Source organism: Streptomyces sp. McG3 (assembly GCF_018619185.1).
In the GTDB taxonomy this organism is placed as follows: domain Bacteria; phylum Actinomycetota; class Actinomycetes; order Streptomycetales; family Streptomycetaceae; genus Streptomyces.
Map to the genome: position 1 here is coordinate 16,386 of NZ_JAAXYC010000035.1, position 25,522 is coordinate 41,907.

General features: G+C 70.8%; 24 protein-coding genes and 1 pseudogene. 15 read left to right on the plus strand and 10 right to left on the minus strand.

Translation table 11 applies throughout. The annotated features are described in order from the left end of the window. Positions 1–78 precede the first annotated feature (78 nt). Genes HET64_RS08775 through HET64_RS08785 form a run of 3 tightly spaced genes read left to right on the plus strand, consistent with a single transcriptional unit; the run spans position 79 to position 2,781 of the window. Positions 79–996 (plus strand): sterol desaturase family protein, encoded by a 918-nt coding sequence (locus HET64_RS08775; protein ID WP_215103494.1) that lies wholly within the window; start codon positions 79–81, stop codon positions 994–996. Further along, a complete protein-coding gene (locus HET64_RS08780) occupies positions 993–1,700 on the plus strand; it encodes a lysoplasmalogenase (protein ID WP_215103495.1) in 708 nt (235 codons plus the stop codon). Before HET64_RS08775 ends, HET64_RS08780 begins: the two co-directional genes overlap by 4 nt. 22 nt (positions 1,701–1,722) lie before the next feature. Next, the gene (locus tag HET64_RS08785; protein WP_215103496.1) at positions 1,723–2,781 is read left to right on the plus strand and encodes a zinc-dependent alcohol dehydrogenase family protein; all 1,059 of its coding nucleotides are present in this window, start codon (positions 1,723–1,725) and stop codon (positions 2,779–2,781) included. Positions 2,782–2,849: 68 nt separating this feature from the next. On the opposite strand, the gene HET64_RS08790 is transcribed toward HET64_RS08785, so the two are convergent. Beyond that, entirely contained in the window at positions 2,850–4,388 is a 1,539-nt protein-coding gene (locus tag HET64_RS08790; protein WP_215103497.1) for a S8 family serine peptidase, read from the minus strand. A 333-nt stretch (positions 4,389–4,721) separates the two neighbouring features. Between HET64_RS08790 and HET64_RS08795 the strand changes: the two genes are divergently transcribed. From HET64_RS08795 to moaA, 3 genes are all read left to right on the plus strand, one after another. Next, positions 4,722–5,087, plus strand: a complete 366-nt coding sequence (locus HET64_RS08795; RefSeq protein WP_215103498.1) for a DUF485 domain-containing protein — start codon at positions 4,722–4,724, stop codon at positions 5,085–5,087. Further along, positions 5,084–6,727: a cation acetate symporter gene (locus HET64_RS08800; RefSeq protein WP_215103499.1), complete on the plus strand. Its 1,644-nt coding sequence runs from the start codon at positions 5,084–5,086 to the stop codon at positions 6,725–6,727. Before HET64_RS08795 ends, HET64_RS08800 begins: the two co-directional genes overlap by 4 nt. A 221-nt stretch (positions 6,728–6,948) precedes the next feature. Beyond that, on the plus strand, positions 6,949–7,938 hold the full coding sequence (moaA, locus tag HET64_RS08805; RefSeq protein WP_215103500.1) for a GTP 3',8-cyclase MoaA: 990 nt from the start codon (positions 6,949–6,951) through the stop codon (positions 7,936–7,938). A 78-nt stretch (positions 7,939–8,016) separates the two neighbouring features. Here moaA and HET64_RS08810 read toward each other — a convergent pair whose 3' ends face one another. Further along, the gene (locus HET64_RS08810; protein ID WP_215103501.1) at positions 8,017–8,274 is read right to left on the minus strand and encodes a hypothetical protein; all 258 of its coding nucleotides are present in this window, start codon (positions 8,272–8,274) and stop codon (positions 8,017–8,019) included. A gap of 221 nt (positions 8,275–8,495) precedes the next feature. Next, entirely contained in the window at positions 8,496–8,873 is a 378-nt protein-coding gene (locus tag HET64_RS08815) for a DUF3099 domain-containing protein (RefSeq protein ID WP_215103502.1), read from the minus strand. 220 nt (positions 8,874–9,093) lie between these two features. Between HET64_RS08815 and HET64_RS38920 the strand changes: the two genes are divergently transcribed. After that, positions 9,094–9,372: a GlsB/YeaQ/YmgE family stress response membrane protein gene (locus HET64_RS38920; protein ID WP_251145012.1), complete on the plus strand. Its 279-nt coding sequence runs from the start codon at positions 9,094–9,096 to the stop codon at positions 9,370–9,372. A 1-nt stretch (position 9,373) separates the two neighbouring features. On the opposite strand, the pseudogene tyrS reads toward HET64_RS38920, so the two are convergent. From tyrS to HET64_RS08830, 3 genes and pseudogenes are all read right to left on the minus strand, one after another. Continuing rightward, positions 9,374–10,597: pseudogene (tyrS, locus tag HET64_RS08820) on the minus strand (tyrosine--tRNA ligase); the annotation flags it as partial. Positions 10,598–10,659: 62 nt separating this feature from the next. Beyond that, positions 10,660–12,054 carry a metallopeptidase TldD-related protein gene (locus tag HET64_RS08825; protein WP_215103503.1) on the minus strand — a complete coding sequence of 465 codons (1,395 nt, stop codon included), beginning with the start codon at positions 12,052–12,054 and terminating at the stop codon, positions 10,660–10,662. Beyond that, positions 12,051–13,574 carry a TldD/PmbA family protein gene (locus tag HET64_RS08830; RefSeq protein ID WP_215103504.1) on the minus strand — a complete coding sequence of 508 codons (1,524 nt, stop codon included), beginning with the start codon at positions 13,572–13,574 and terminating at the stop codon, positions 12,051–12,053. The genes HET64_RS08825 and HET64_RS08830 overlap by 4 nt, the downstream gene beginning before the upstream one ends. A 216-nt stretch (positions 13,575–13,790) precedes the next feature. On the opposite strand from HET64_RS08830, the gene fabG reads away from it, so the two are divergent. From fabG to HET64_RS08845, 3 genes are all read left to right on the plus strand, one after another. Continuing rightward, on the plus strand, positions 13,791–14,510 hold the full coding sequence (gene fabG / locus HET64_RS08835) for a 3-oxoacyl-[acyl-carrier-protein] reductase (protein WP_215103505.1): 720 nt from the start codon (positions 13,791–13,793) through the stop codon (positions 14,508–14,510). A 5-nt stretch (positions 14,511–14,515) separates the two neighbouring features. Continuing rightward, a complete protein-coding gene (fabI, locus tag HET64_RS08840; protein ID WP_215103506.1) occupies positions 14,516–15,283 on the plus strand; it encodes an enoyl-ACP reductase FabI in 768 nt (255 codons plus the stop codon). A 186-nt stretch (positions 15,284–15,469) separates the two neighbouring features. Then, positions 15,470–15,841, plus strand: coding sequence for a hypothetical protein (locus HET64_RS08845; RefSeq protein ID WP_215103507.1), 372 nt, complete (start codon positions 15,470–15,472; stop codon positions 15,839–15,841). Positions 15,842–15,893: 52 nt separating this feature from the next. On the opposite strand, the gene HET64_RS08850 is transcribed toward HET64_RS08845, so the two are convergent. Further along, a complete protein-coding gene (locus tag HET64_RS08850; RefSeq protein ID WP_215103508.1) occupies positions 15,894–16,568 on the minus strand; it encodes a FadR/GntR family transcriptional regulator in 675 nt (224 codons plus the stop codon). Between the two features lie 107 nt (positions 16,569–16,675). Here HET64_RS08850 and HET64_RS08855 point away from each other — a divergent pair, with 107 nt between their 5' ends. The 4 genes from HET64_RS08855 (at position 16,676) to HET64_RS08865 (ending at position 19,120) form a co-directional block, all read left to right on the plus strand. Beyond that, positions 16,676–17,983: a CynX/NimT family MFS transporter gene (locus tag HET64_RS08855; RefSeq protein ID WP_215103509.1), complete on the plus strand. Its 1,308-nt coding sequence runs from the start codon at positions 16,676–16,678 to the stop codon at positions 17,981–17,983. Positions 17,984–18,000: 17 nt separating this feature from the next. After that, entirely contained in the window at positions 18,001–18,117 is a 117-nt protein-coding gene (locus HET64_RS38925; RefSeq protein WP_007446146.1) for an SGM_5486 family transporter-associated protein, read from the plus strand. Between the two features lie 182 nt (positions 18,118–18,299). Next, positions 18,300–18,509 carry a hypothetical protein gene (locus tag HET64_RS08860; RefSeq protein ID WP_215103510.1) on the plus strand — a complete coding sequence of 70 codons (210 nt, stop codon included), beginning with the start codon at positions 18,300–18,302 and terminating at the stop codon, positions 18,507–18,509. A 92-nt stretch (positions 18,510–18,601) separates the two neighbouring features. Continuing rightward, on the plus strand, positions 18,602–19,120 hold the full coding sequence (locus HET64_RS08865) for a histidine phosphatase family protein (protein WP_215103511.1): 519 nt from the start codon (positions 18,602–18,604) through the stop codon (positions 19,118–19,120). 177 nt (positions 19,121–19,297) lie between these two features. Here the strand turns inward: HET64_RS08865 and serB are convergent, their stop codons facing one another. Next, positions 19,298–20,584, minus strand: coding sequence for a phosphoserine phosphatase SerB (serB, locus tag HET64_RS08870; protein ID WP_215103512.1), 1,287 nt, complete (start codon positions 20,582–20,584; stop codon positions 19,298–19,300). Between the two features lie 410 nt (positions 20,585–20,994). On the opposite strand from serB, the gene HET64_RS08875 reads away from it, so the two are divergent. Beyond that, positions 20,995–23,610, plus strand: coding sequence for an FHA domain-containing protein (locus HET64_RS08875; protein WP_215103513.1), 2,616 nt, complete (start codon positions 20,995–20,997; stop codon positions 23,608–23,610). A gap of 76 nt (positions 23,611–23,686) precedes the next feature. Here the strand turns inward: HET64_RS08875 and HET64_RS08880 are convergent, their stop codons facing one another. Further along, positions 23,687–24,484, minus strand: a complete 798-nt coding sequence (locus tag HET64_RS08880) for a transglycosylase SLT domain-containing protein (RefSeq protein WP_215103514.1) — start codon at positions 24,482–24,484, stop codon at positions 23,687–23,689. 273 nt (positions 24,485–24,757) lie between these two features. Then, positions 24,758–25,522 (minus strand): S-adenosylmethionine:tRNA ribosyltransferase-isomerase (locus tag HET64_RS08885; RefSeq protein ID WP_215103515.1); only part of this gene is annotated, 765 nt, incomplete at its 5' end.

The window sequence follows — 25,522 nt, forward strand, 5'->3', positions numbered from 1 at the left end:
GACTGCTGACACCAGGTCTCGCATACTTGTGGGTAACAACGTCTAGCCCTCGCCGGCCCGCGGCCCTACGGTGCTCGCATGGAGCCGAACCTGCCCGATGTCGTGCTGTGGTCAATACCGGCCTTCGTGCTGCTCACCGTGATCGAGATGGTCAGCTACCGCCTCCACCCGGACGAGGACGCCGCCGGGTACGAGACCAGGGACGCCGCCACCAGCCTCACCATGGGCATCGGCAGCCTGGGCTTCGACCTGCTGTGGAAGATCCCCATCCTGGCGATCTACATGGGTGTGTACGAGCTGACGCCGCTGCGGGTGCCCGTGCTGTGGTGGACCGTCCCGCTGATGCTCCTCGCCCAGGACTTCTTCTACTACTGGTCCCACCGCGGCCACCACGTGATCCGGATCCTGTGGGCCTGCCACGTGGTCCACCACTCCAGCGAGAAGTTCAACCTCACCACCGCGCTGCGCCAGCCCTGGACCTCCGCGACCGTCTGGCCCTTCTACCTGCCGCTGATCGCCTGCGGGGTGCACCCGGCGGCGCTCGCGTTCTGCCAGTCGGCCAATCTCGTCTACCAGTTCTGGGTGCACACCGAGCGCGTCGGCAAGCTCCCGCGCCCCTTCGAGTACGTCCTCAACACGCCCTCCCACCACCGCGTCCACCACGCCTCCCAAGGCGGCTACCTGGACCGCAACTACGGCGGGATCCTGATCATCTGGGACCGGATGTTCGGATCCTTCGCGGCCGAGACCGAGCGGCCCGTCTACGGGCTCACCAAGAACATCTCCACCCACAACCCGCTGCGCGTCGCGACCCACGAGTACGCCGCCATCGCCCGGGACGTCCGGGCCGCCGGCACCTGGAGCGAGCGGGCCGGACGGGTCTTCCGCGGGCCCGGCTGGCAGCCGGCGCCGAAGGCGGGGGCGGGGGCCGGGATCGCGGCAGCGGAACCCGTGCACGTGTCCATGGAGACCTCCGCCCCGGAACGCGCCCTGTGAGCGCCACCGACTCCCGCCCCGCGAGCACCCGCGGAGCCGAGCGCTTCGCCCGCTCCGTCCTCCTCGCCTTCCTCGTCGCCGCCACGGTCGACCTGGCCGGGCTGATCGCCGGGGCCGACACCGTCCACCTGGTCGCGAAGCCGCTGCTGATGCCGCTGCTCGCCGGGTACGCGGCACTCCGCGGCGGACCCCGGCTCCTCGTCGCGGCCCTGCTGTTCGGGTGGGGCGGCGACGTCTTCCTGCTCGCCGACGACGACCTGGCCTTCCTCGTCGGCATGGGCTCCTTCGCCGTCGGCCACGTCTGCTACCTGACGCTGTTCGGCCGCGACCGGGCCCGTGCGCCGCTGGCCACGGGCGTCGCCTACGCCCTCGTCCTGGTCGTCTTCCTCGTGCTGATCTGGCCTGACCTCCCGGCGGACCTGCGTATCCCGCTGACCGGCTACAGCCTGCTGCTCACGGCCGTGGCCTGGCGGGCCGGCGTGCTCGGCCGGTACGCGGCGGCCGGCGGGGCGCTCTTCCTGATCTCCGACGCCCTCATCGCCACCGGCATCGCGGACTGGCCGCAGGCGCCCGCCCCCGACTTCTGGGTGATGCTCACCTACATCGCCGCCCAGGCCCTGCTGACCCTCGGGGTGCTCACGGCGGCCCCGGCCGGCGGAACCGGGCGTACCGGGGCGTACCGTGAACCGGGTACCAGCATCTGAGACCGGCAAGGACCCCGAACGTATGCGCGCCACCGTCATCCACGCCCCCCACGACATCCGGGTGCAGGAGGTGCCGGACCCGGGGATCCAGCACCCCACCGACGTGGTGCTCAGGGTCCTGCGGGCCTGCATCTGCGGCAGCGACCTGTGGGCCTACCGGGGCGAGTCGGCCCGGCGGCCCGGTCAGCGCATCGGCCACGAATTCCTCGGCGTCGTCGAGGAGGCGGGATCCGGCGTCAACGGGTTCGCCGTGGGCGATCTGGCCGTCGCCCCGTTCGTCTGGTCCGACGGCACCTGCACCTACTGCGCCGAGGGCCTCACCACCTCCTGCCCCGAGGGCGGCTTCTGGGGCTCGGTCGGCCCGGACGGCGCGCAGTCGGACGGCGGCCAGGGCGAGGCCGTCCGCGTCCCCCACGCCGACGGCACCCTGGTCAAGCTCCCGGCCGCCGCCGCCTCCGACGACCGCCTGCTCACCGCCCTGCTCGCGCTCTCCGACGTCCTGGGCACCGGCCACCACGCCGCTGTCGGCGCGGGCGTCGGGCCGGGCAGCACCGTCGCGGTCGTCGGTGACGGCGCGGTCGGCCTGTGCGGGGTGCTCGCCGCCGAGCGGCTCGGCGCCGAGCGGGTCATCGCGCTCGGCCGCCACACCGCGCGCACCGACATCGCCCGTCGCTTCGGCGCGACCGACGTGGTCGCCGAACGCGGCGACGCCGCCCTCGCCGCCGTCCGCGAACTGACCCGGGGCGAGGGCGCGCACAGCGTCATCGAGGCCGTCGGCACCGAGCAGTCGATGCGCACCGCCCTCGGCATCGTCCGCGACGGCGGTTCCATCGGCTACGTGGGCGTGCCGCACGGCAGCGCCACCGGCGTGGACCTCGGCGTGATGTTCGGCCGGAACATCGCCCTGCGCGGCGGCGTCGCCCCCGTACGCCGGTACATACCGGAACTGCTCCCCGACGTGCTGGACGGCACGATCGACCCGTCGCCCGTCTTCGACCGGTCCATCGGCCTGGACGAGGTACCCGTCGGCTACAAGGAGATGGACGAGCGGACCGCGCTGAAGGTGCTCATCACGCCGTAGCGCCCCGGCACGGGGAGAGGGCCCGGGGAGAACGTCCTCCCCGGGCCCTCTCTCCTCGCTCGGAGTGCCTACCAGCGCACCGCGTCCAGCGCGTCGACCACGCCGGCCCCGTAGAAGCCGTTGTAGTTCTTGCCGCCCTCGCACACCGCGTCGATGACACCGTCACCGTTGATGTCGTACGGCTCACCGCACGCCTTCGCGTCCGCCTGGAGCGTCAGCAGCGCCTTCACCGCGGCCGGCGAGGCGTAGGGGTGCTTGGACTTGATCAGCGCCACGACGCCCGCGACGTGCGGGGACGCCATCGACGTACCGGCCTTGTAACCGAACTTGCCGCCCGGCAGCGTCGACAGGATCAGCCCGTTGACGGCCGGCGGCTCGGGGGTCTGGTAGACCGTCGAGTCACCGCCCGGGGCGGCCACGTCGATGATGCCCTTGCCGTAGTTCGAGTACGAGGACTTCAGGCCCTTCGCACCCGTCGCGGAGACCGTCACGACACCCGGCAGCATGGTCGGGATGTCCGGGCACGCGCTCGGGTCGATCGTCCGCGTGACCGTCTCGGTGTCGTTCGGGCTGGTCGTGTCCTCGATCGCGTCGAGCGCCAGGTCGTGGCGGGAGTTCCCGGCCGCGGCGACGTTGACCGTGCCCTTGCGCTCCGCGTACTTCACGGCGCGGGTGAGGGCGTCGACCAGGGCACCCTGGTCCGGGTCGTTCTTGCAGTTGAACAGCCACGGGTCGGTGTAGTAGCTGTTGTTGGTCACCTCGACACCGCGCTCGGCGGCCCAGAGGAACCCGCAGACGACGGCCTCGGTGTAGAAGAACCCGTTCGGGTTCGACACCTTGATGCCCGACACCTTCACGCCGGGGGCGACGCCGGTGACACCGCCGCCGTTCTTCGCGGCGGCGATGGTGCCCGCCACATGTGTGCCGTGGTCGCTCTCGCCCGCCGCCGGACGCCAGGAGCCGGCGGTGGTGTCCGGAGCGCCCGACACGCAGTTGGCCGAGGCGCCGGTGTCGAAGTTCGGGGCCAGGTCCGGGTGGGTGTCGTCGACGCCCGTGTCGATGACGGCGACCGTCACCCGCTTCGAGCCCAGCGACTTCTCGTGCGCCTTGTCCGCCTTGATCGCGGGCAGCGACCACTGGAGGGGCTCCAGCGGGTCCTCGCCGGCCTTCGCGTCCGCGGCGGCGGCCGCCGCCTGCTCGGCGGTGAGCGGCTGCGCTATCGCGCCGACGTCCTTGGTGGCCTGCGGCACGATCGGGTTCGTGCGGGTGGCGCCCGCCGACTCCACGCCGCGTACCCGGCGGATCGTTTCGCCGAAGGCGGGGTTCTGCGAGTGGACGACGATGACGCCGATCTGCTCATAGGCGATGACGACGGTGCCGCCGGCCTTGGCGATCGCCTTCTTGACGTTCTTGACTGTGCCGTGTCCGCCCCGCGTGTTGACCACGTAGGACAGCTTCGGTCCGTCGGTCCGCACACTCGCGGCGGCCTGCTCCCCGGTGGGCGCCGCCGTGGCCGTCGCCGTCGGCAGGAAGCCGAGCGAGGCGGTCAGCGCGAGTCCGACGGGCACCGCGAGTGCGCGGGTCCGTCTCGATGCCAGATGAGCCATGGGGTCTCCACATCATCCGTGCCGAACGACCGGACACCTGGCGTGTTCGGTCGCGTACATGACGAGTGAAGCTATCGCTGATCATCCCGGCGCATCAACGCTTACGGGCAAGTGAGTTCGAAGAGTGACCTGTGCGGCTGAATGCGAACGGGTGACTTCCGGGCAACCGGGCGCACCGCGGCGCCTCCGGGAAGGCGAAAGACGCGGTGAACCGCTTCGTCGCGCCCTCCGTGCCGTTGTCCAGGAGGCACATCACCGTCCCCGTCGGTAACGAGGCTTCCCTTGACACCCACCGTCCCCCAGATCACCGCACCCCCGTCGCGAGGAGATTCCGTGGCTACCGATGCACCGCCGCCCGAGGGCGGTTCGCCCGCCGGCCCCGTCCAGCCCACCACCGAGGCGTTCGTCGCGATGCAGGCGAGCCCGGACTTCGCCGACCTGCGCCGCTCCCACCGCTCCTTCGCCTTCCCCCTGACCATCGCCTTCGTGACCTGGTACCTGCTCTACGTCCTGCTCTGCAACTACGCCGGCGGGTTCATGGCCACCAAGGTCGTCGGCAACATCAACATGGCGCTCGTCCTCGGACTCGCCCAGTTCGCCACCACCTTCCTCATCGCCTGGCTCTACTCCCGGCACGCCGCCACCAAGCTCGACCCCAAGGCCGACGCGATCAAGTCCCGTATGGAGGCCGACGTATGAGCGCCGCCCACGCCCTCTATCCCACCGTCCAGCTCGCCGCCACCGAGGGAGCGAGCGAGCACCGGCCGCTGATCATCACGCTGTTCGCGGCCTTCGTCGTGGCGACCCTCTTCATCACCGTGTGGGCGGGCCGCCAGACCAAGAGCGCCGCCGACTTCTACGCGGGCGGCCGCCAGTTCACCGGATTCCAGAACGGACTCGCGGTCTCCGGCGACTACATGTCCGCCGCGTCCTTCCTCGGCATCGCCGGAGCCATCGCCCTCTTCGGGTACGACGGCTTCCTGTACTCCATCGGCTTCCTGGTCGCCTGGCTCGTCGCCCTGCTCCTGGTCGCCGAACCGCTGCGCAACTCCGGGCGCTACACCATGGGCGACGTCCTCGCCTACCGGATGCGCCAGCGCCCCGTCCGCACCGCCGCCGGCACATCCACGATCGTCGTCTCGATCTTCTACCTGCTGGCGCAGATGGCCGGCGCGGGCGTCCTCGTCTCGCTGCTCCTCGGCATCACCAGCGACGCCGGGAAGGTCCTCATCGTCGCCCTCGTCGGCGTGCTCATGATCCTCTACGTCACCATCGGCGGCATGAAGGGCACCACCTGGGTGCAGATGGTCAAGGCCGTCCTGCTCATCGCGGGCACCCTGCTCATCACCTTCCTGATCCTGCTGAAGTTCAACTTCAACATCTCCGACCTGCTCGGCACCGCCGCCAGCAACAGCGGCAAGGGCGCGGCCTTCCTGGAGCCCGGCCTGAAGTACGGCGTCGACAACGTCTCGAAGCTGGACTTCATCTCGCTCGGCATCGCCCTGGTCCTCGGCACCGCGGGGCTGCCGCACATCCTGATCCGCTTCTACACCGTGCCCACCGCCAAGGCCGCGCGTAAGTCCGTGAACTGGGCGATCGGCATCATCGGCGCCTTCTACCTGATGACGATCGTGCTCGGCTTCGGCGCGGCGGCGATCCTCAAGCCCGGCGACATCATCGCCTCCAACAAGGCGGGCAACACCGCGGCGCCACTCGCCGCACTGGAGATCGGCGGCGGCTCCGGATCCACCGGCGGCGCCATCCTCCTCGCGGTGATCTCCGCCGTCGCCTTCGCCACCATCCTCGCCGTCGTCGCCGGACTCACCCTCGCCTCCTCCTCGTCCTTCGCGCACGACATCTACGCCAACGTCATCCGCAGGGGGAAGGCCACCGAGAAGGAGGAGGTCCGCGCCGCACGCTGGGCCACCGTCGCGATCGGCATCGTCTCCATCGGCCTCGGCGCACTCGCCCGCGACCTGAACGTCGCCGGGCTCGTCGCCCTGGCCTTCGCGGTCGCCGCCTCCGCCAACCTGCCGACGATCCTCTACAGCCTCTTCTGGAAGCGCTTCACCACCCAGGGGGCCCTCTGGTCCATCTACGGAGGCCTCGCCTCCTCCGTCCTGCTGGTGCTGTTCTCGCCGGTCGTCTCCTCCAAGCCGAGCTCGATGTTCCCGGACGTCGACTTCGCCTGGTTCCCGCTGGAGAACCCCGGCCTGATCTCGATCCCGCTCGGCTTCCTGCTCGGCTGGGCCGGCTCGCTGCTCTCCAAGGAGAAGCCCGACACGGACAAGTACGCCGAACTGGAGGTCAAGTCCCTCACCGGCGTCGGAGCCCACTGAGCACACCGGGAGGACCCGCCCCCGGTCCACTGCCGGCAGGCCCTTCGGCTCATCACCCACCACCCGCGGCCGGGCCGCGTCGTAGAGTCCTACGACGCGGCCCGGCCGCACCTCGTGGCAAACGAGCCACCCCGTTGTCACACGTCTCACGTAGGCTCGGGAGTACAAGAGGCCACCAGAGCGACCGCACCACCGCGGACACCCCGGGGGAGGGACCCACTGTGCTCATCGACACCTACGACCGGGTCGCCACCGACCTGCGCGTATCACTCACCGACAAGTGCAACCTGCGCTGCACCTACTGCATGCCCGAAGAGGGCCTCCAGTGGCTCGGCAAGAGCGAGCTGCTCTCCGACGACGAGATCGTCCGCCTGATCCGTATCGCCGTCACCTCGCTCGGCATCACCGAGGTCCGCTTCACCGGCGGCGAGCCCCTGCTCCGTCCCGGCCTCGTCTCCATCGTCGAGCAGTGCGCGGGGCTCACCCCGCGCCCCCGCATGTCGCTCACGACCAACGGCATCGGACTCAAGCGGACCGCCACCGCCCTCAAGGCCGCGGGGCTCGACCGGGTCAACGTCTCGCTGGACACCCTGCGACCCGACGTCTTCAAGACCCTCACCCGCCGCGACCGCCACAAGGACGTGCTGGACGGCCTGGAGGCCGCCCGCGAGGCCGGGCTCACCCCGGTGAAGGTCAACTCCGTCCTGATGCCGGGACTCAACGACGACGAGGCCCCCGAGCTGCTCGCCTGGGCCGTCGCCCACGACTACGAGCTCCGCTTCATCGAGCAGATGCCGCTCGACGCCCAGCACGGCTGGAAGCGCGACGGCATGATCACCGCCGGGGACATCCTCGCCTCGCTGCGCACCCGCTTCACCCTCACCGCGGAGGGCGACGAGTCCCGCGGCTCCGCCCCCGCCGAGCGCTGGACCGTCGACGGCGGTCCGCACCGCGTCGGCGTGATCGCCTCCGTCACCCGCCCGTTCTGCCGCGCCTGCGACCGCACCCGGCTCACCGCCGACGGCCAGGTCCGCACCTGCCTCTTCGCCCGTGAGGAGACGGACCTGCGAGGGGCACTGCGCGGGGACGCGCCGGACGAGGAGATCGCCCAGCTCTGGAAGACGGCCATGTGGGGCAAGAAGGCCGGCTCCGGACTGGACGACCCGTCCTTCCTGCAGCCCGACCGCCCGATGTCGGCGATCGGCGGCTGAGGCCGGGCGCCCGAGCTCCGAGGGGCCGAGGACCAAGGCCTCCGAGGGGCGATGAAGAACCCCCGAGGATCCCCGGGATCAGGCCTCGGTCTCCTTCCCGTCCCCGGCTCCCCAGTCCTCCAGCGCCACGACGTCCTTGAGGAAACCCCGTACACCGAGGAACGAGGACAGGTGCTCCCGGTGCTCGTCGCAGGCCAGCCAGGTCTTGCGTCGCTCGGGCGTGTGCAGTTTGGGGTTGTTCCAGGCGAGCACCCACACGGCGGCGGCCCGGCAGCCCTTGGCGGAACAGAGCGGGGCACCGGTGGGACTCTCGGCGGACGTCTCGGGAAAAATCACGTGGCCCAGCCTAAGTCAGGTGCTCCACGAGCTTTCTGACGCATCCCCGGCCGGAGAAAGGGCGACGCCGAGCAGCCACGGGGGGAGCTGCCCGGCGTCGGTCCGTCGCTCCGACGGGGGATGCGGAGCGCTTTCGAAGTATGTCACGGGCACCGGGGTGCGGTGCACCGGAACGTCATGATTGATCTGAGCTTTTATTGAGCTTTGAGGGACGTGCGGGCTCAGGTGTGCTCATGCGGCGGCCGGGCTCCGCCGGACGCCCCCTCGGCCTCCCCGGACTCCGCCGGACCGGGCACCGGGGCGGCCTCCACAGCAGGCCGCAGCGGCATCTGCACGAACGTCGTCGGCAGCGAAGTCGCGTTCTCCCGGCCCGCGTTGGCGATGACCACCGCCACGTACGGCAGCAGCACCCCCAGCGCGAGCGCCACGATCGCCACATGCCGCTCCACGTTCCACAGCACCGCGGCCAGTACCACCGACACCGTGCGCACCGACATCGAGATCACATAGCGTCGCTGTCGGCGGCGGACGTCGTCCGTCAGCCCCTGACGGGCGCCCGTGATCCGGATGACCTCCGTACCCGCGCTCTTCCGCAGCATGCTCCACCACCAGATCTCGTCGCCGGACGCTCCCGGACCGGGCCGCATCCACGGTACGCCCGGCACCGACCGGGCGGGCGACCGGGGCGAGCTGTACGAGGGGACGGGGGCGGAGCGGGGGCGTGCCGAGGTCCCTCGGACGGCCCAACCGGGCATGCGCCCCCCGGACGGCGGGCCGAGACTGGGCGGACGCGCACTCCGCGCCGCACGAGGAGGCGAAATGAGCTGGTTGTGGGCAATCATCGTGGGACTGGTGCTGGGTGTCATCGCCAGAGCGATCCTGCCGGGCAAACAGGACATCCCGCTCTGGCTGACGGCCGTGTTCGGCATCCTCGGCAGCATCCTCGGCAACGCCGTGGCCGGCTGGATCGGTGTGGAGGACACCAAGGGCATCGACTGGATCCGTCACCTGCTGCAACTGGCGGGCGCCGTGGCGGTCGTCGCCCTCGGCGACATGGCCTGGCAGTCCTTCCGAGGCAACCGTAAACAGCGAACCTGACCCGTCGGGCCACACAGCGCCCGTGCAGCAACTCCCCGGCGTCCGGAGCGACTTCGCCGTCGACGACCTTCACGTTGTTCACGTACGCGCCGCCCTCCTTGACCGTGCGGCGCGCCCCCGACTTGCTGGGTGCCAGACCGACTTCCACCAGCAGGTCCACCAGCGGACCCAGCTCGGTGACGGTGGCGCCCGGCACCTCGGACAGGGCCGCGCCCAGCGTCGCCTCGTCCAGCTCGGCCAGGTCACCCTGCCCGAACAGCGCCTTCGACGCCGCGATGACCGCGGCGCACTGCGCACCGCCGTGCACCAGCGTGGTCAGCTCCTCGGCCAGCGCGCGCTGCGCGGATCGGGCCTGCGGCCGCTCCTCGGTCAGCTTCTCCAGCTCCTCCAGCTCCTCACGGCTCTTGAAGCTGAGGATGCGCAGGTAGCGCGAGACGTCCCGGTCGTCCACGTTCAGCCAGAACTGGTAGAACGCGTACGGCGTCGTCATCTCCGGGTCGAGCCAGACGGCGCCGCTCTCGGACTTGCCGAACTTCGTCCCGTCCGCCTTCGTCATCAGCGGCGTCGCCAGCGCGTGCACGACCGCGCCCGGCTCCAGCCGGTGGATCAGGTCGATGCCCGCGGTGAGGTTGCCCCACTGGTCGCTGCCGCCCTGCTGAAGGGTGCAGCCGTGCCGGCGGTACAGCTCCAGGAAGTCCATGCCCTGGAGCAGCTGGTAGCTGAACTCCGTGTAGCTGATGCCCTCCTGGGACTCCAGCCGCCGGGCGACCGAGTCCTTGGTGAGCATCTTGTTGACCCGGAAGTGCTTGCCGATGTCCCGCAGGAACTCGATCGCGGACATGCCCGCGGTCCAGTCCAGGTTGTTGACCATCGTCGCCGCGTTCTCGCCCTCGAAGGACAGGAACGGCTCGATCTGCGAACGCAGCCGGGCCACCCACGCGGCGATCGTCTCCGGGTCGTTCAGCGTGCGCTCGGCGGTGGGCCGCGGGTCACCGATCTGGCCCGTCGCACCCCCCACCAGGGCGAGCGGCTTCAGCCCGGCCTGCTGGAGCCGCCGCATGGTGAGCACCTGCACCAGGTGCCCCACGTGCAGGCTGGCCGCGGTCGGGTCGAAGCCGCAATAGAAGGTGACGGGACCGTCCGCGAGAGCCTTGCGCAGTGCGTCCTCGTCAGTGGACTGGGCGAACAGCCCGCGCCACTTCAGCTCGTCGACGATGTCCGTCACGGTTCCGGTGCTCCTTATGACTGGCAGAGACGCTGGTAGATGTACGGGTCAGTCTAGGCGGGTCACACCCCCGGGCTGACCGAGCTCATGTTGAAGTCCGGGATGCGCAGCGCCGGCATCGCGGCCCGGGTGAACCAGTCGCCCCACTCGCGCGGCAGCGTCTTCTCCGTACGCCCCGCCTCCGATGCCCGCGACAGCAGGTCCACCGGCGACTCGTTGAAGCGGAAGTTGTTCACCCCGCCGACCACCTCGCCGTCCTCGACCAGATAGACGCCGTCCCGGGTCAGCCCGGTCAGCAGCAGCGTCGCCGGATCCACCTCGCGGATGTACCAGAGGCAGGTCAGCAGCAGCGCCCGCCCGGACGTCGCGGCGACCATCTCCTCCAGCGACCGCTCGCCGCCGCCCTCCAGCAGCAGGTTGTCGATGGCCGGGGCGACCGGCAGCCCGGTCAGGCCCGCCGTGTGCCGGGTCGTCGTCAGCCGCTCCAGCCTCCCCTCCCGGACCCAGTCCGTCGGGGCCAGCGGCAGTCCGTTGTCGAAGACGGAACCGCTGTCGCCGGAGGAGTGGGCGATCACGAACGGCGCCGACTCCAGCCCCGGCGCGTGCGGGTCGCTGCGCAGCGTGAGCGGCAGCGGGGCGAGCGTCTCGCCCAGCCGCGTACCGCCGCCCGGCGTGGAGAACACCGTCCGGCCCTCCACGGCGTCCCGCGCGGTCGACGACCAGAGCTGGTAGATCAGCAGGTCAGCGACCGCGGCCGGCGGCAGCAGCGTCTCGTACCGGCCGGCGGGCAGCTCGACGCGCCGCTCCGCCCAGCGCAGCCGCTGCGCCAGCTCCGCGTCCATCGCCGCCGGGTCGACGTCCTCGAAGTCCCGGGTCGCCCGGCCCGCCCACGCGGAGCGGGTACGGTCCGGCGACTTCGCGTTCAGCTCCAGCGTCCCGTTCGGCTGGTCGTGGCGCAGCCGCAGCCCCGTCGACGTCCCCAGGTAGGTGGAGGTCAGCTCGTGGTTCGCGAAGCCGTACAGCTCGCGGCCCCCGGCCCGGGCGCGCGCGAAGGCGTCACCGAGCGCCGGGGCGAAGTCGGCGAAGACCTCCGAGCCGGTCTCGGCGGGCGCGTCCGTGAAGTCGGGGGAGGAGGGCGCCCCGCTCACCAGCGGCTGCGCGTCCTCCGCCGGATCCGCGCCCCGCGCGGCGGCCTCGGCGGCCCGCACCAGCGGCTCCAGGTCGTCCCTGGTCACCGCGGACCGGGAGACGACGCCGGACGCCGTCCCCTTCGCCCCGTCCACGGTCGCGATGACGGTGAGGGTCCGCCCCCGGGTCACCCCGTTCGTGGTGAGCGCGTTGCCCGCCCAGCGCAGATTGGCGGAGGACTGCTCGTCGGCGATGACCACCAGGCCGTCCGTGGTGGACAGCTCCAGAGCCCGCTCGACGATCTCGTACGGCTTGCTGACGCGGCTCATCGTCCGGCCTCCTGCGTCGTATTGAGGATGTTGACGCCCCGGAAGAGGGCGGAGGGGCAGCCGTGCGAGACCGCCGCGATCTGACCCGGCTGGGCCTTGCCGCAGTTGAACGCGCCGCCGAGGACGTACGTCTGGGGGCCGCCGACCTTCTCCATCGAGCCCCAGAAGTCCGTGGTCGTCGCCTGGTACGCCACATCGCGCAGCTGCCCGGCCAGCCGGCCGTTCTCGATACGGAAGAACCGCTGCCCGGTGAACTGGAAGTTGTAGCGCTGCATGTCGATCGACCAGGACCGGTCGCCGACCACATAGATCCCGCGCTCCACCCCGCCGATCAGGTCCTCCGTCGACAGCCCGCCCGGGTCCGGCTTCAGGGACACGTTCGCCATGCGCTGTACGGGGACGTGGCCCGGCGAGTCCGCGTACGCGCAGCCGTTGGAGCGGCCGAGGCCCGTCAGCTTCGCGATGCGGCGGTCCAGCTGGTAGCCGACCAGCGTGCCGTCCTTCACCAGGTCCCACGACTGCGCCTCGACGCCCTCGTCGTCGTACCCGACCGTCGCGAGCCCGTGCTCGGCCGTGCGGTCACCGGTCACGTTCATCACGGGGGAGCCGTACGCCAGCTTGCCCAGCTGGTCGAAGGTGGCGAACGAGGTACCGGCGTACGCCGCCTCGTACCCCAGCGCCCGGTCCAGCTCGGTGGCGTGGCCGATCGACTCGTGGATGGTCAGCCACAGGTTCGACGGATCGACGACCAGGTCGTACGCCCCCGCCTCGACGCCCGGCGCGCGCATCTTCTCCGCGAGGAGCCCGGGGATCCGCTCCAGCTCGTCGTTCCAGTCCCAGCCGGTCCCGGTCAGATACTCCCAGCCCCGGCCCGCGGGCGGCGCGATGGTCCGCATCGAGTCGAACTCACCGCTTGTCCCGTCCACCGCGACGGCGGTGAACTGCGGGTGGATCCGCACGCGTTGCTGCGTGGTGACGGTGCCCGCCGTGTCCGCGTAGAACTTGTTCTCGTGCACGGCCATCAGGGACGCGTCCACATGCGCGACGCTCTCCGCGCCCAGCAGCCGCCCGCTCCACTCGGCGAGCAGCGCCGCCTTCTCCTCGTCCGGTACGGAGAAGGGGTCGACGTCGTACGCCGAGACCCAGGTCCGCTCGCCGTGCACCGGCTCGTCCGCCAGCTCCACCCTCTCGTCGGAACCGGCGGCCGCGATCACCTTCGCCGACAGCTTCGCCATCGCGACGGCCTGCGAGGCCACCTTCGCCGCGGCGTCCATCGTCAGGTCGACGCCCGAGGCGAACCCCCACGCACCACCGTGCACCACCCGCACCGCGTACCCGAGGTCCGTGCTGTCCGACGCGCCGGCCGGCCGGGCGTCCCGCAGCCGCCAGGAGGCGCTGCGCACCCGCTCCAGCCGGAAGTCGGCGTGGCTCGCGCCGAGGGCCCGCGCTCTGGCGAGCGCCGCGTCGGCCAGCGCGCGCGACGGCAGGGCCAGGAATGACTGATCTACCTCGTGGGGCACAGGGAGTTCCCTTCTCGATACACCACGGCAGTGAACCATGCCGGAGGGTGACCACACCGGGGGATATCGAGGACGCGTGGGTCGGCCACCTACCCGCGTGGACTGTAGGAACCCGACAGCACCCCGGACAAGCCACTGTCAGGGCCCGATTCCTCGATCGGAGCACGGTACCGATAGGTTTTCGACGTACCAGACCGCCAAGGAAAGGGTGATCCGTTGAGCCGCTCGGTTCTCGTCACCGGAGGAAACCGGGGCATCGGCCTCGCCATCGCCCGCGCCTTCGCCGACAACGGCGACCAGGTCGCCATCACCTACCGTTCCGGAGAGCCGCCCCAGGTGCTCACCGACGCCGGTGTCCTCGCGGTCCGCTGCGACATCACCGACGCCGAGCAGGTGGAGCAGGCCTACAAGGAGATCGAGGAGAAGCACGGTCCCGTGGAGGTGCTGGTCGCCAACGCGGGCATCACCAAGGACCAGTTGCTGATGCGGATGTCGGAGGAGGACTTCACCTCCGTCCTCGACACCAACCTCACGGGGACCTTCCGGGTCGTCAAGCGCGCCAACCGCGGCATGCTGCGCGCCAAGAAGGGCCGTGTCGTCCTGATCTCCTCCGTCGTCGGCCTCCTCGGCTCGGCCGGCCAGGCCAACTACGCCGCCTCCAAGGCCGGGCTCGTCGGCTTCGCCCGGTCGCTGGCCCGTGAACTCGGATCGCGGAACATCACCTTCAACGTCGTCGCCCCCGGTTTTGTCGACACCGACATGACCCAGGTGCTCACCGAGGAGCAGCGCAAGGGCATCGTGTCCCAGGTGCCGCTCGGCCGCTACGCGCGGCCCGAGGAGATCGCCGCCGCGGTGCGCTTCCTCGCCTCCGACGACGCGTCGTACATCACTGGAGCCGTCATTCCCGTTGACGGCGGATTGGGCATGGGTCACTGATCACCATGAGCGGAATTCTCGACGGCAAGCGCATCCTGATCACCGGGGTGCTGATGGAGTCGTCCATCGCGTTCCACGCCGCGAAGGTGGCCCAGGAGCAAGGGGCCGAGGTCATCCTGACGGCCTTCCCCCGCCCCACCCTGACGGAGCGCATCGCCAGGAAGCTGCCGAAGCCGGCCAAGGTCATCGAGCTGGACGTGACCAACCAGGAGCACCTGGACCGGCTCGCCGGTCTGGTGCGCGAGGAGCTCGGCTCCCTGGACGGCGTCGTCCACTCCATCGGCTTCGCGCCGCAGGACGCGCTCGGCGGCAACTTCCTCAACACGCCGTTCGAGTCGGTCGCCACCGCGATGCACGTCTCGGCCTTCTCACTGAAGTCGCTGGCCATGGCCTGCAAGCCGCTGATGAGCGAGGGCGGCTCGATCGTCGGCCTCACCTTCGACGCCCAGTACGCCTGGCCGCAGTACGACTGGATGGGCCCGGCCAAGGCGGCGCTGGAGGCCACCTCCCGCTACCTCGCCCGCGACCTGGGCAAGGACGGGCTGCGCTGCAACCTGGTCTCCGCCGGACCGCTCCGCTCCATGGCCGCCAAGTCCATCCCGGGCTTCGAGGAGCTGGCCGACGTCTGGAACACCCGCGCCCCGCTGGCCTGGGACATGAACGACCCGGAGCCGGCCGGCCGCGGCATCGTCGCCCTGCTCTCCGACTTCTTCCCGCGCACCACGGGCGAGATCATCCACGTCGACAGCGGCGTCCACATGATCGGCGCCTGACCGCGCACCACCCCGCCCGACGGCCCCCGGCCGCGCACCCCCTCCCGGTTCTCCGGAGGCGGTACGCGGCCGGGGGCCGTCTCGCCGTCCGTGGCCTCCCGGGCCCCTCCGGTCGAAAAGTCGGCCGATCCACCGCAGAATGAGGAGGAACCGGACTTCTTGTCAGGCTGCGGGAGGGAGATCGCCGTGCGTCCCACGCGCCGCCGAACCCGTCTCCTCCTGGCCGCCCCGGTGGTCGCCGCCGCCCTCGCCGTCCCTCTGGGCGTCCACGCCGCCAGGGGAGCCGACTCCGGTACGGAAGCGGAGCCCCCGAAGCCCGAACCGGCCGGCTCGGAGTGCCGTACCTCCGTCGAGGGCTCCCGGGTCGTCGCCTACTGCCACAACCCCTACCCGTCCACCGACCTGGTCCGGCTGCACACCGAGTGCGACCGCTGGTGGGACGTCGACGCGGACGGCGCGGCGGTGGCGGTGGAGCCCGGCCGGACCGTACGGCTGGAGGACCGCTGCTGGAAGGAGATCGCCACGGCGTGGGTCAGCCACCGACCCGCCCCCGTCTGATCCGGGCGGTGCCTTTGGCCTCCGCCTTCGCCGTACGTGACCCGGGGTGCCGCTACACCCGGTCCGTCAGGCAGGTCAGCGCGTGGCTCGCCGCCTCGGCCGCCGCCGTCTCCGCGTCCCCGGCCCGGATCGCCTCGACCAGCCGGCCGTGGTCCATATGGTTCTCCGGCCGCAGCTCGGGACCCACGTCGCCGCGCAGGTAGTCGCGCAGCAGATCCCCGAGGTCGGCGTAGAGCCCGGTCAGGACGTCGTTGTGCGAGGCCGCGACCACCGCGAGGTGCAGCGTCGCGTCCGCCGCCACGAACGCCTCCGCGTTCCCCGACGACCAGGCCTCCTCGCGCCGCGCCATCAAGCTGTCCAGCTGCCGCAGATCCCGCTCGGTGCGCCGGGCCGCCGCCAGCCGGGCCGCCGACGACTCCAGCGTCGAGCGCAGCTCCGCGATATGACGCGGATCGGCGGCCGCGAACCTGCGGTGCATCACCCCGGCCAGCTCACTCGTGGCGATCACATAGGTGCCCGAGCCCTGCCGGATGTCCAGCAGCCCGTTGTGCGCGAGGGCCCGCACGGCCTCACGGACGGTGTTACGGGCCACGCCCAACTGCTCGACCAGCTCGGGCTCGGTCGGAATCCGCGAACCGACCGGCCACTCGCCCGAGGTGATCTGATTCCTCAGCTGGGCGATCACCTGGTCGGCGAGTGCCGAACGCCGTGGAGACGTCAGCGCCATGATGCTCCTTGCTCGTGAGCTGTCGGGTCCGACCCGGATTCTCTCAGGGAATCCGGGAGCGTCACGTGATTGGACAATCAATCATCCCATGATTCTATGATGGCCTCATGCCGGACGACGAGACGCAGACCCCGACCCTGAACCGCGGCCCCGCCGCGCGCACGCCCCACGACACCCGGGCCCAGCAGCTTCCCGGGGCGGCCGACGCGCCCGCGCCGTGGCTGCTGCGCCTGATCGCCGTGGGACTCGTCCTGGCCGCCCTGAACCTCCGCCCCGCCATCACCAGCCTCGGCGCCCTCCTCGAAGAGGTCCGCGAGGGGCTGCACATGAGCGGGAGCGTGGCCGGCGTCCTCACCTCCGTACCGCCGCTCTGCTTCGCGGTCTTCGGGGTCATGGCGCCGCGCCTGGCCCGCCGCTTCGGCGCGGGCGCCGTGGTCTGCGCGGGCATGGTCGCCATCGCGGCCGGCCTGCTGATCCGCCCGTACATCGGCTCCACCGCCGGGTTCCTGGCCGCCAGCGCGCTGGCCCTGATGGGCATAGCCGTCAGCAACATCCTGATGCCGGTGATCGTCAAGCGCTGGTTCCCCGACCGCGTCGGCACCATGACGGGCCTCTACTCCATGGCCCTGGCCCTCGGCACCGCCCTGGCAGCCGCCGTCACCGTCCCCGTCACCGGGGCGCTGGGCGGCGACTGGCAGACGGGACTCGTCGTCTGGGCCGTGCTCGCCGCCGTCGCGGTGCTGCCCTGGATCGTCCTCGTGCGCGACCGGACCCCGGCCCCCGGCCAGCCGGTCCCCGCCCCGGGTCCGGCCGCCGCGCACACCGAGGCGCCGGCTCTGCGGATCACCCGCAGCCGCACCGCGTGGGGCCTCGCCTGCTTCTTCGGGCTCCAGGCCACCGCCGCGTACATCACCATGGGCTGGATGCCGCAGATCTTCCGCGACGCCGGGGTCTCCGCCGGCACGGCCGGACTCCTGCTCGCGGTCACCATGGCCATGGGCGTCCCGCTCGCCTTCGTCATCCCCCGGGTCGCCTCCCGGCTCAAGCAGCAGGGCCCCATCGTCGTCGTCCTCGGCCTGTGCGGTCTGATCGGCTACGCCGGCCTCTACCTGGCTCCCGCCGCCGGTGCCTGGGCCTGGGTCCTGCTCCTCGGCGTGGCCAACTGCGCCTTCCCGCTCGCCCTCACCATGATCGGCATGCGGGCCCGGTCCGGCGCGGGCGTCGTCCGGCTCTCCGCCTTCGCCCAGTCCACCGGCTACCTGCTCTCGATCCCCGGTCCGCTGCTCGTCGGCGTGCTCTACCAGCACAGCGGCGGCTGGGGTCTGCCGATCGCGCTGATGGCGGGCCTCATGATTCCCCAGATGGTGGCCGGGATCCTCGCCGGCCGGGACCGGACGATCGAGGACGAATGCTGAGATGCGACACTGACCTCATGCCAGTGCTCGATCCCAATCCCCAGAACGGCCAGAAGAAGCTTCTCCTCGTGTTCGGGGCGATGCTCCTCATCACCGTCGTCATCGGTGTGATCGCCACGATCGCCTCACCCTGACGCCCGAGGGCCTGTCGCCCGAGGAGCGTCGCGGGACCCCGGAAAACCCCGAGGGTGGGGCTAGCACCCCCTTCCCCTAGGGGGCCAGGGTCAGGGTGAAGTGGGTGGGTCACCGGATGGGGCCGGCCGCCTCCGGTCGTTAAGTTCTTCGGTGACGACCCGATGACTTGACGGAGGCGGACATGCCGACACCGACGCACACCAGGTCCCACCGACCGGCCGCGGACGGTGTCGAGATCCGGCTGCCCTGGTGGGCCGTCGCCCTGCCCGCCATAGCGTTCGCCGCTCTGCTGCTGATGATCCTCAGCCCCGGACAGGCCCAGGCCGCCACCAGCGGTGATCCCGCGCTCGGACAGCTGATCGAGCGGACCCTCCAGCTGCTGTCCCGTTGAGGCGAACCAGCCCCGGACCAGCGCGCCGTCTCCCCGGACCAGCACGTCAACACCCTGCGCCAGAGGCCGCGTTTCATGCGAAGCTGAGGTGTATGAGCGTCGAGACACCTCGCAGGATCGTCCTTCTCCGGCATGCCAAGGCGGAATGGTCACAGGCTTCCGATCATGAGCGTCCGCTGGCCGAGCGCGGCCGCAAGGACGCGCCCGTGGCCGGCCGCAGGCTCGCCGATTCCGGCATCGATTTCGATCTGGCCCTCTGCTCCAGTGCCGCCAGGACCCGGGAGACCTGGAAGCTGGCGGTCCATGAATTCTCCCAGCGACCCCGGACCGTCTACGAGGAGAGGCTGTACGAGGCCTCCCTCGGCGAACTGATCGCCCTGTTCAACGAGACCCCGGACGAGGTGCGCAACCTCCTGGTCATCGGCCACAACCCCGGAATGCACGGGGCCGCCGACGCGCTCTCGGGATCGGCCGAGGGCGACACCCTGGCCCGGATGACCCGGGACGGCTTCCCCACCGCCGCCTACGCCGTGGTCGAGTTCCCCGGCACCTGGAAGAGTGTGGAGCACGGAGCCGGCAAGCTCACCGAGTACTGGACGCCGAACGACTGAGCGCCGCACCGGACGCCGGACGGCCGGCCACCCGGTACCGCTCGATACACGAACGCGCGGGGCCCCGGCACACGATCTGTGCCGGGGCCCCGCTGCGTACGACCGTGTGCGACCCCGCGACCGAGGCATCCGCGTACGACTCCGAAACCGGCGGCGCGGGGCGGCGGCCCGGGGCCGTCAGTCGACGAGAGCGTCCGCCGCCTCGACCTCTTCGCGGGTGATGCCGAGCAGATAGAGCACGGTGTCCAGGAACGGAACGTTCACCGCGGTGTGCGCCGCCTCCCGGACCATCGGCTTGGCGTTGAACGCGACGCCGAGCCCGGCGGTGTTCAGCATGTCGAGATCGTTCGCCCCGTCCCCGATCGCCACCGTCTGGGCCAGCGGCACCCCCGCCTGCTCGGCGAAGCTCCGCAGCAGCCGGGCCTTGCCCGCCCGGTCCACCACCTCGCCGACGACCCGGCCGGTGAACTTGCCGTCCACCACCTCCAGGGTGTTGGCGGAGGCGAAGTCGAGGCCGAGCCGCTCCTTCAGGTCGTCCGTGACCTGGGTGAAGCCGCCGGAGACGACGCCGACCTGGTAGCCGAGCCGCTTCAGCGTACGGATCAGGGTGCGGGCGCCGGGGGTGAGCCGTACCTCGGTGCGGACCTTGTCCACCACCGAGGCGTCCAGACCGGCCAGCAGCGCGACCCGGGCGTGCAGCGACTGCTCGAAGTCGAGCTCGCCGCGCATCGCCTGCTCGGTCACCCGGGCGACCTGCTCCTCGCAGCCCGCGTGCGCCGCGAAGAGCTCGATCACCTCGTCCTGGATCAGCGTGGAGTCGACGTCCATGACCACCAGCCGCTGGGCCCGGCGGCTCAGCCCGGCCGAGACCACCGCGACGTCCACGCCGATCTCCGCCGCCTCGGTCGCCAGCGCGGTCCGCAGCTCAGCGGTCCCGGTTCCCGAGACCGCGAACTCGACGGCGGTGACCGGGTACTTCGCCAGCCGGAAGATCCGGTCGATGTTCCCGCCGGTCGAGGTGATGGTGGCCGCTATGGCGGCGGTCGACTCCGCGGTCAGGGGGTGTCCCAGCACCGTCACATGGGAACGGCCGTCACCGCGGGGGCGGTTGTCGCCGATGCCGGAGATGATCTCGGCCTGCAGCGTCAGGGAGTCGGCCCAGCTGTGCACGGTCGCCCGCAGATCGCCCTCGGTGGCCCCGCCCGCGGTGGGCGAGGTGACCAGAGCGCACAGCACGATGCGGCCCCGGGTGACGACCTGTTCGATGTCCACGACGTCGACCGCGTACGCGGCGAGGGTGTCGAAGAGCCCCGCGGTGATGCCGGGGCGGTCCTTGCCGAAGATCTTGACGAGAAGCGTGGGTGCGTCGCCGCCCGGAGGGATCCCGTCGCCGGGGCCGTCGACCCGGCGGGGCTCAGGGGGCTCAGAGGACGAGAGGGGCTGAGGTGGCTGAGATGCGCTCATGGTGTTCCCACCGTATCGGTCCCACCGACTCCACCGGCCGCCCGTCCCGAGTGCCGGACCGAATTCGCCGCGGCGACGTCCGCCGAGCCGAGCGGCGTTCTCCGTGGCCTCGGCCCGGGGACGTGGGACGTCGCGGATCTGGCCGGTACGGGTCTTGCGCTCGGACACACCAGCCGTCTTGTATCCGCCGTTATGCGGTCGATGAACCTTCTCCGGTCGGTAACCGGACCTTCATCCGCACTTCATCCGTTCCGTGGCTGTTTCGCTCCCCGGTATCGAGGCGTTCGCGCAGGTCTCCGCGCGCTCTTCACCCGCCCGACTTTCGGATCGGGGACTGGTCCTGGAATAGTTCCCCACGATGTTCAGCATCCCTAGACTCCCTGCGACGGGGGTAACACGGGGGACAACTAGTGGGGCGCGGAGTGCCGGAACTCGTACTGGAATTGAATGGCAACACCTGGACGCTCGATCCGTCCAGGTCGTACACCCTTGGGCGTGATCCGCAGGGCGACCTGGCGATCGACGACGCCCGGGTGTCGTGGCGGCACGCCACGATCAGCTGGAGCGGCCGTAGTTGGTTCATCGAGGACCACGGCAGCACCAACGGCACCTATGTGCAGGGTCAGCGGATCCAGCAGGTGGAAATCGGCCCCGGTTCGGTGCTGCGTCTGGGCAACGCCACCGACGGGCCGCGGGTGAGCCTCAGCCCCGCCGCGGGAGCCGGTGTCGCCGGCGGGCACGCGGCCGGTGCTCAGCAGGCACCGGTGCAGCAGCCGCACCACCAGCCCCAGGGGGGCGGCGCGGGCTGGCACGGACAGCAGGCGCCCGCGCACCAGGCTCCTGCCCAGCACCAAGCTCCTGCCCAGCAGCAGGCCTGGCCGCAGCAGCCGCAGGCGCCGCAGCAGCAGGTCCCGCCGCAGCAGCCTTCGCACCAGAAGGTGCCGCACCAGCAGAGCCCCGGGCATCCGGCCGGACCGGGACAGGGCGGTGCCGCGGGGGCACCGCCGGTCTACGGCGACCGCAGCCCGACCACGTTCCACCAGCTCGCCCTCGGCCGGGTCATGCGCATCGGCCGTGCGCTGGAGAACGAGCTGGTCGTCTCCGACCTCCAGGTCTCCCGCCACCACGCCGAGTTCCACGCGACACCCGACGGCCGCTTCGAGATCCGCGACCTCGGCTCGCACAACGGCACGTACGTCAACGGTCTGCCGCTCCACAAGTCCGGCTCCGCGCTCATCGGCGCGAACGACATCGTCGGCGTCGGCCACTCCACGTTCCGCCTGGTCGGGGACCGGCTGGAAGAGTTCGTCGACACCGGTGAGGTCTCCTTCTCCGCCCGCCACCTCACGGTGACGGTCGACGGCGGGAAGCAGATCCTCAAGGACGTCTCCTTCGGCGTCCCCGAGAAGTCGCTGATCGCGGTCATCGGCCCGTCCGGTTCCGGAAAGTCCACCCTGCTCAAGGCGCTCACCGGCTACCGGCCCGCCAACCAGGGTGACGTCCTCTACGACAACCGAAACCTGTACAAGCAGTTCGCCGAGCTGCGCCAGCGCATCGGTCTGGTCCCGCAGGACGACATCCTGCACAAGGAACTGACCGTCACCAAGGCCCTCAAGTACGCGGCCAAGCTCCGTTTCCCCGCGGACACCACCGAGGCCGAGCGCCAGTCCCGGATCACCGAAGTCCTCGCCGAGCTCAAGCTCGACATCCACAAGGACAAGAAGATCACGTCGCTCTCCGGCGGCCAGCGCAAGCGCGTCTCGGTCGCCCTGGAGCTGCTCACCAAGCCCTCGCTGATCTTCCTGGACGAGCCGACCTCCGGCCTCGACCCGGGCATGGACCGCGACGTCATGCAGCTGCTGCGCGGCCTCGCCGACGACGGCCGCACGGTGCTCGTGGTCACGCACTCGGTCGCCGAGCTGGCGATCTGCGACAAGCTCCTCGTGATGGCCCCCGGCGGTTCCGTCGCCTACTTCGGTCCGCCGGAGGAAGCGCTGAACTTCTTCGGCTACACCACGTGGGCCGACGTCTTCTCCGCCTTCGAGAACTACCGCGACTACGACTGGGCGGGCCGCTGGCGCGGTTCGCAGCACTACCAGATGTACGCCGCCGACATCGACGCGGTCGCGGCCCAGCCGGTCAACATGCCGCCCCCGCAGCAGATGCGCCCGCCGAAGCCGCAGGGCTGGATGGCGCAGCTCTGGACGCTGATCCGGAGATACTCCTCCGTCATCGCGTCCGACAAGGGCTTCATGGGCCTGATGCTGATCCTGCCCGCCGTGCTGGGCGTGGTCAGCGTGGTCATCCCGGCGGAGTTCGGTCTCGCCGAGCCCGACCCGCCGTCCCGGTTCAACGGCAAGGCCGGAACGATCATGCTGATCCTCGCGGTCGGCATGTGCTTCTCCGGCGCCGCCAACTCCGTACGAGAGCTGATCAAGGAACGGGTCATCTACGAACGGGAGCGGGCCACCGGCCTGTCCCGCTCCGCGTACCTGATGTCCAAGGTGATCGTCCTCGGCGTGATCACCGCCTTCCAGGGCGTGATCATCTGCGGTATCGGCTTCGCCACCCGCGATCTGCCCGCGGAGGGCCTGATCATGCCGCCGGCCGTCGAGATCTGCATCTCGATCATCGCGCTGGGCTTCACCTCGATGATGTTCGGCCTGGTCATCTCCTCGCTGGTGAAGACCGCCGAGAAGACCATGCCGCTGCTGGTCATGTTCGCGATCATCCAGGTCGTCTTCACCGGCGTGCTCTTCCAGGTGTACGGGTCGCCCGGCCTGGAGCAGTTCGCCTGGCTGATGCCGTCCCGCTGGGCGATGGCCGCGGCCGGCACCACCCTGGACCTGGCGCACCTGATGCCCCCGTGGGACCCGAAGAACCCCACCGACCTCGACCCGCTGTGGGAGCACACCGCCGGCCAGTGGGGCATCAACATCACCGTGCTGCTCGCGCTCGGCGTGATCTGCGGCATCGCGGTCGCGCGTCTGCTGCGGCGCCACGAGCCCGAGGTCATGCGCAAGTAGAGTCCCGCCGGGACGGAACGACGCCGGAGGCCGGCACCCCTCGGGGTGCCGGCCTCCGGCGTGTGTACGGCTGGGCTCAGTACGCGCTGTCGACGTTGTCCATGGTGCCGTAGCGGTCGGCCGCGTAGTTGCAGGCGGCGACGATGTTGGCGACCGGGTCGTACAGGTCCTTCTTGGTGCCCGCCACGTGGTAGCGGTCGAAGGTCGGCTGGATCACCTGGAGCAGGCCCTTGGACGGGATGCCGTTCTGGGCGTTGATGTCCCAGTTGTTGATGGCCCAGCGGTTACCGCTGGACTCCCGGATGATGTTGCGGTGGATCCCCTCGTAGGAGCCGGGGATGCCTTCCTTCTTCATGATCGCCATGGCCTCGCGGATCCAGCCGTCCAGGTTGTTCGCGTAGACGGGCTTGCGCGGGGTGGAGCGGTTCGCGGCCTCGGTGCCGCGCTTCTTCGCGTCCGCCTTGGCCTTGGCGGCCTTGTCCTTCGCGTCGGCGGCGGCCTTCGCCTTCGCCTTGGCGTCCGCGGCGGCCTTGGCCTTCGCCTCGGACGCGGCCTTCGCCTTCGCGGCGGCGGCCTTGGTCTCGGCGGCGGCCTTCGCCTTGGCGGCGTCGGCGGCCTTCACCAGCTGCTCGGCGGTGGAGTGCTGCTCCAGCATGCTGTTCTGCACGGTCTTGGCCTGGGCGGAACCCGCGGCGCTGGTGAAGGCGACCGGTGCGGCGGCGGCTGCCGCCTGCGGGGCGACCTCGGCCTCGGCGTTCGACGGGACGAGCGAGAAGGTCAGGGCGGCGACGCCAAGGGCCGACACACCGGCCACGGAGATCTTCTGGACCTTGTTCAGACGACGGACACGGCTGGGTATGCGAGTCGCAGACATGTAGGGCTACCTCTTCGAATGCTCAGGGTGTCCTCACGGAGGACGAGACCGGAGGCGGTGATGCGTACCTCCGTCGGGGACGAGAGCAATTCTTAGCGGCAGCAAAATCGTGTGGCAAAGGTGTGACGTACGAAGGCGGGTAGTGGAACAGGGTCCTGTTCGTCCGAATTGACCCCCGCGTGGGCCTGCTCAAATCGCCCTTATGTGCCCACTAGGTGCGTTCGTAAGTGACGTAGGCCCTATGCCTGGGCTCACATCGGCGACGTAACGGTCTCACCACTCGTTGCTGGAGCAATTCGGAGCGTCACGTTCCTCATCCGGCAGGATGAGGTGGAGGTCCCCGAACTCGTGCCAGAGGTAGCGCTCCTGGAGCGCCGCCTCGTACCCGAGGCGCAGCGCCTCGCGCCCCGCCACCGCCTCCAGCATCAGCAGATGCGAGGCCTCCGGCTCGTGCAGCCCGGTCAGCAGCCCGTCCACCACCCGCACGCCCCGCCGCGGCGTCACCACCAGATCCGTCCACCCCACGGCCGGCCGGACCACGCCGTCCGCCCCCGCCGCCGACTCCAGCGCCCGCACGGCCGTCGTCCCCACCGCGATCACCCGGCCGCCCGCCGCCCGGTCCTCACCGCGCGCCGCCCGCACCGCGTTCACCAGCCACGCCGTCGCCGCGGGCACCGCGAACCGCTCCGGGTACGGCGGCTCGTGCGCCTCCGCCGAAGCCACCCCCGTATGCAGGGACAGCGGAGCGAACAGCACCCCACGGCGCACCAGCGCCGCCACCAGCGGGGCCGTGAACGGGCGCGCGGCACTCGGCATCTCCGCCGAACCGCTCCCGTCCGGCGACGGCGTCGCGAACACCGTCCGATACGCCGACAGCGGCTGATCCCGCTCCGTGTACCCGTACCGGATCGGCCGCCCGTACCGCCGCAACAGCTCCGGCACCCGCTCCGGCGTCCGCGCCCACCACAGCCGGGCCCCCGCCGCGGGCCCCAGCGGCTCCTCCAGAACCAGGGCCCGTCCGCCCGGCAGCCGCACCAC

Excerpts from the sequence above, each read along its gene's own strand:
- HET64_RS08800 (WP_215103499.1), top strand. The coding sequence starts at position 5,084 with ATGAGCGCCGCCCACGCCCTCTATCCCACCGTCCAGCTCGCCGCCACC.
- HET64_RS08825 (WP_215103503.1), bottom strand. The coding sequence starts at position 12,054 with ATGAGCCGCGTCAGCAAGCCGTACGAGATCGTCGAGCGGGCTCTGGAG.
- serB (WP_215103512.1), bottom strand. The coding sequence starts at position 20,584 with ATGAGCGCATCTCAGCCACCTCAGCCCCTCTCGTCCTCTGAGCCCCCT.
- HET64_RS08865 (WP_215103511.1), top strand. The coding sequence starts at position 18,602 with ATGAGCGTCGAGACACCTCGCAGGATCGTCCTTCTCCGGCATGCCAAG.
- HET64_RS08850 (WP_215103508.1), bottom strand. The coding sequence starts at position 16,568 with ATGGCGCTGACGTCTCCACGGCGTTCGGCACTCGCCGACCAGGTGATC.
- HET64_RS08790 (WP_215103497.1), bottom strand. The coding sequence starts at position 4,388 with ATGGCTCATCTGGCATCGAGACGGACCCGCGCACTCGCGGTGCCCGTC.
- HET64_RS08815 (WP_215103502.1), bottom strand. The coding sequence starts at position 8,873 with ATGCTGCGGAAGAGCGCGGGTACGGAGGTCATCCGGATCACGGGCGCC.
- HET64_RS08860 (WP_215103510.1), top strand. The coding sequence starts at position 18,300 with ATGCCGACACCGACGCACACCAGGTCCCACCGACCGGCCGCGGACGGT.
- HET64_RS38925 (WP_007446146.1), top strand. The coding sequence starts at position 18,001 with ATGCCAGTGCTCGATCCCAATCCCCAGAACGGCCAGAAGAAGCTTCTC.
- HET64_RS38920 (WP_251145012.1), top strand. The coding sequence starts at position 9,094 with ATGAGCTGGTTGTGGGCAATCATCGTGGGACTGGTGCTGGGTGTCATC.
- HET64_RS08775 (WP_215103494.1), top strand. The coding sequence starts at position 79 with ATGGAGCCGAACCTGCCCGATGTCGTGCTGTGGTCAATACCGGCCTTC.
- fabI (WP_215103506.1), top strand. The coding sequence starts at position 14,516 with ATGAGCGGAATTCTCGACGGCAAGCGCATCCTGATCACCGGGGTGCTG.
- HET64_RS08855 (WP_215103509.1), top strand. The coding sequence starts at position 16,676 with ATGCCGGACGACGAGACGCAGACCCCGACCCTGAACCGCGGCCCCGCC.
- HET64_RS08880 (WP_215103514.1), bottom strand. The coding sequence starts at position 24,484 with ATGTCTGCGACTCGCATACCCAGCCGTGTCCGTCGTCTGAACAAGGTC.
- HET64_RS08785 (WP_215103496.1), top strand. The coding sequence starts at position 1,723 with ATGCGCGCCACCGTCATCCACGCCCCCCACGACATCCGGGTGCAGGAG.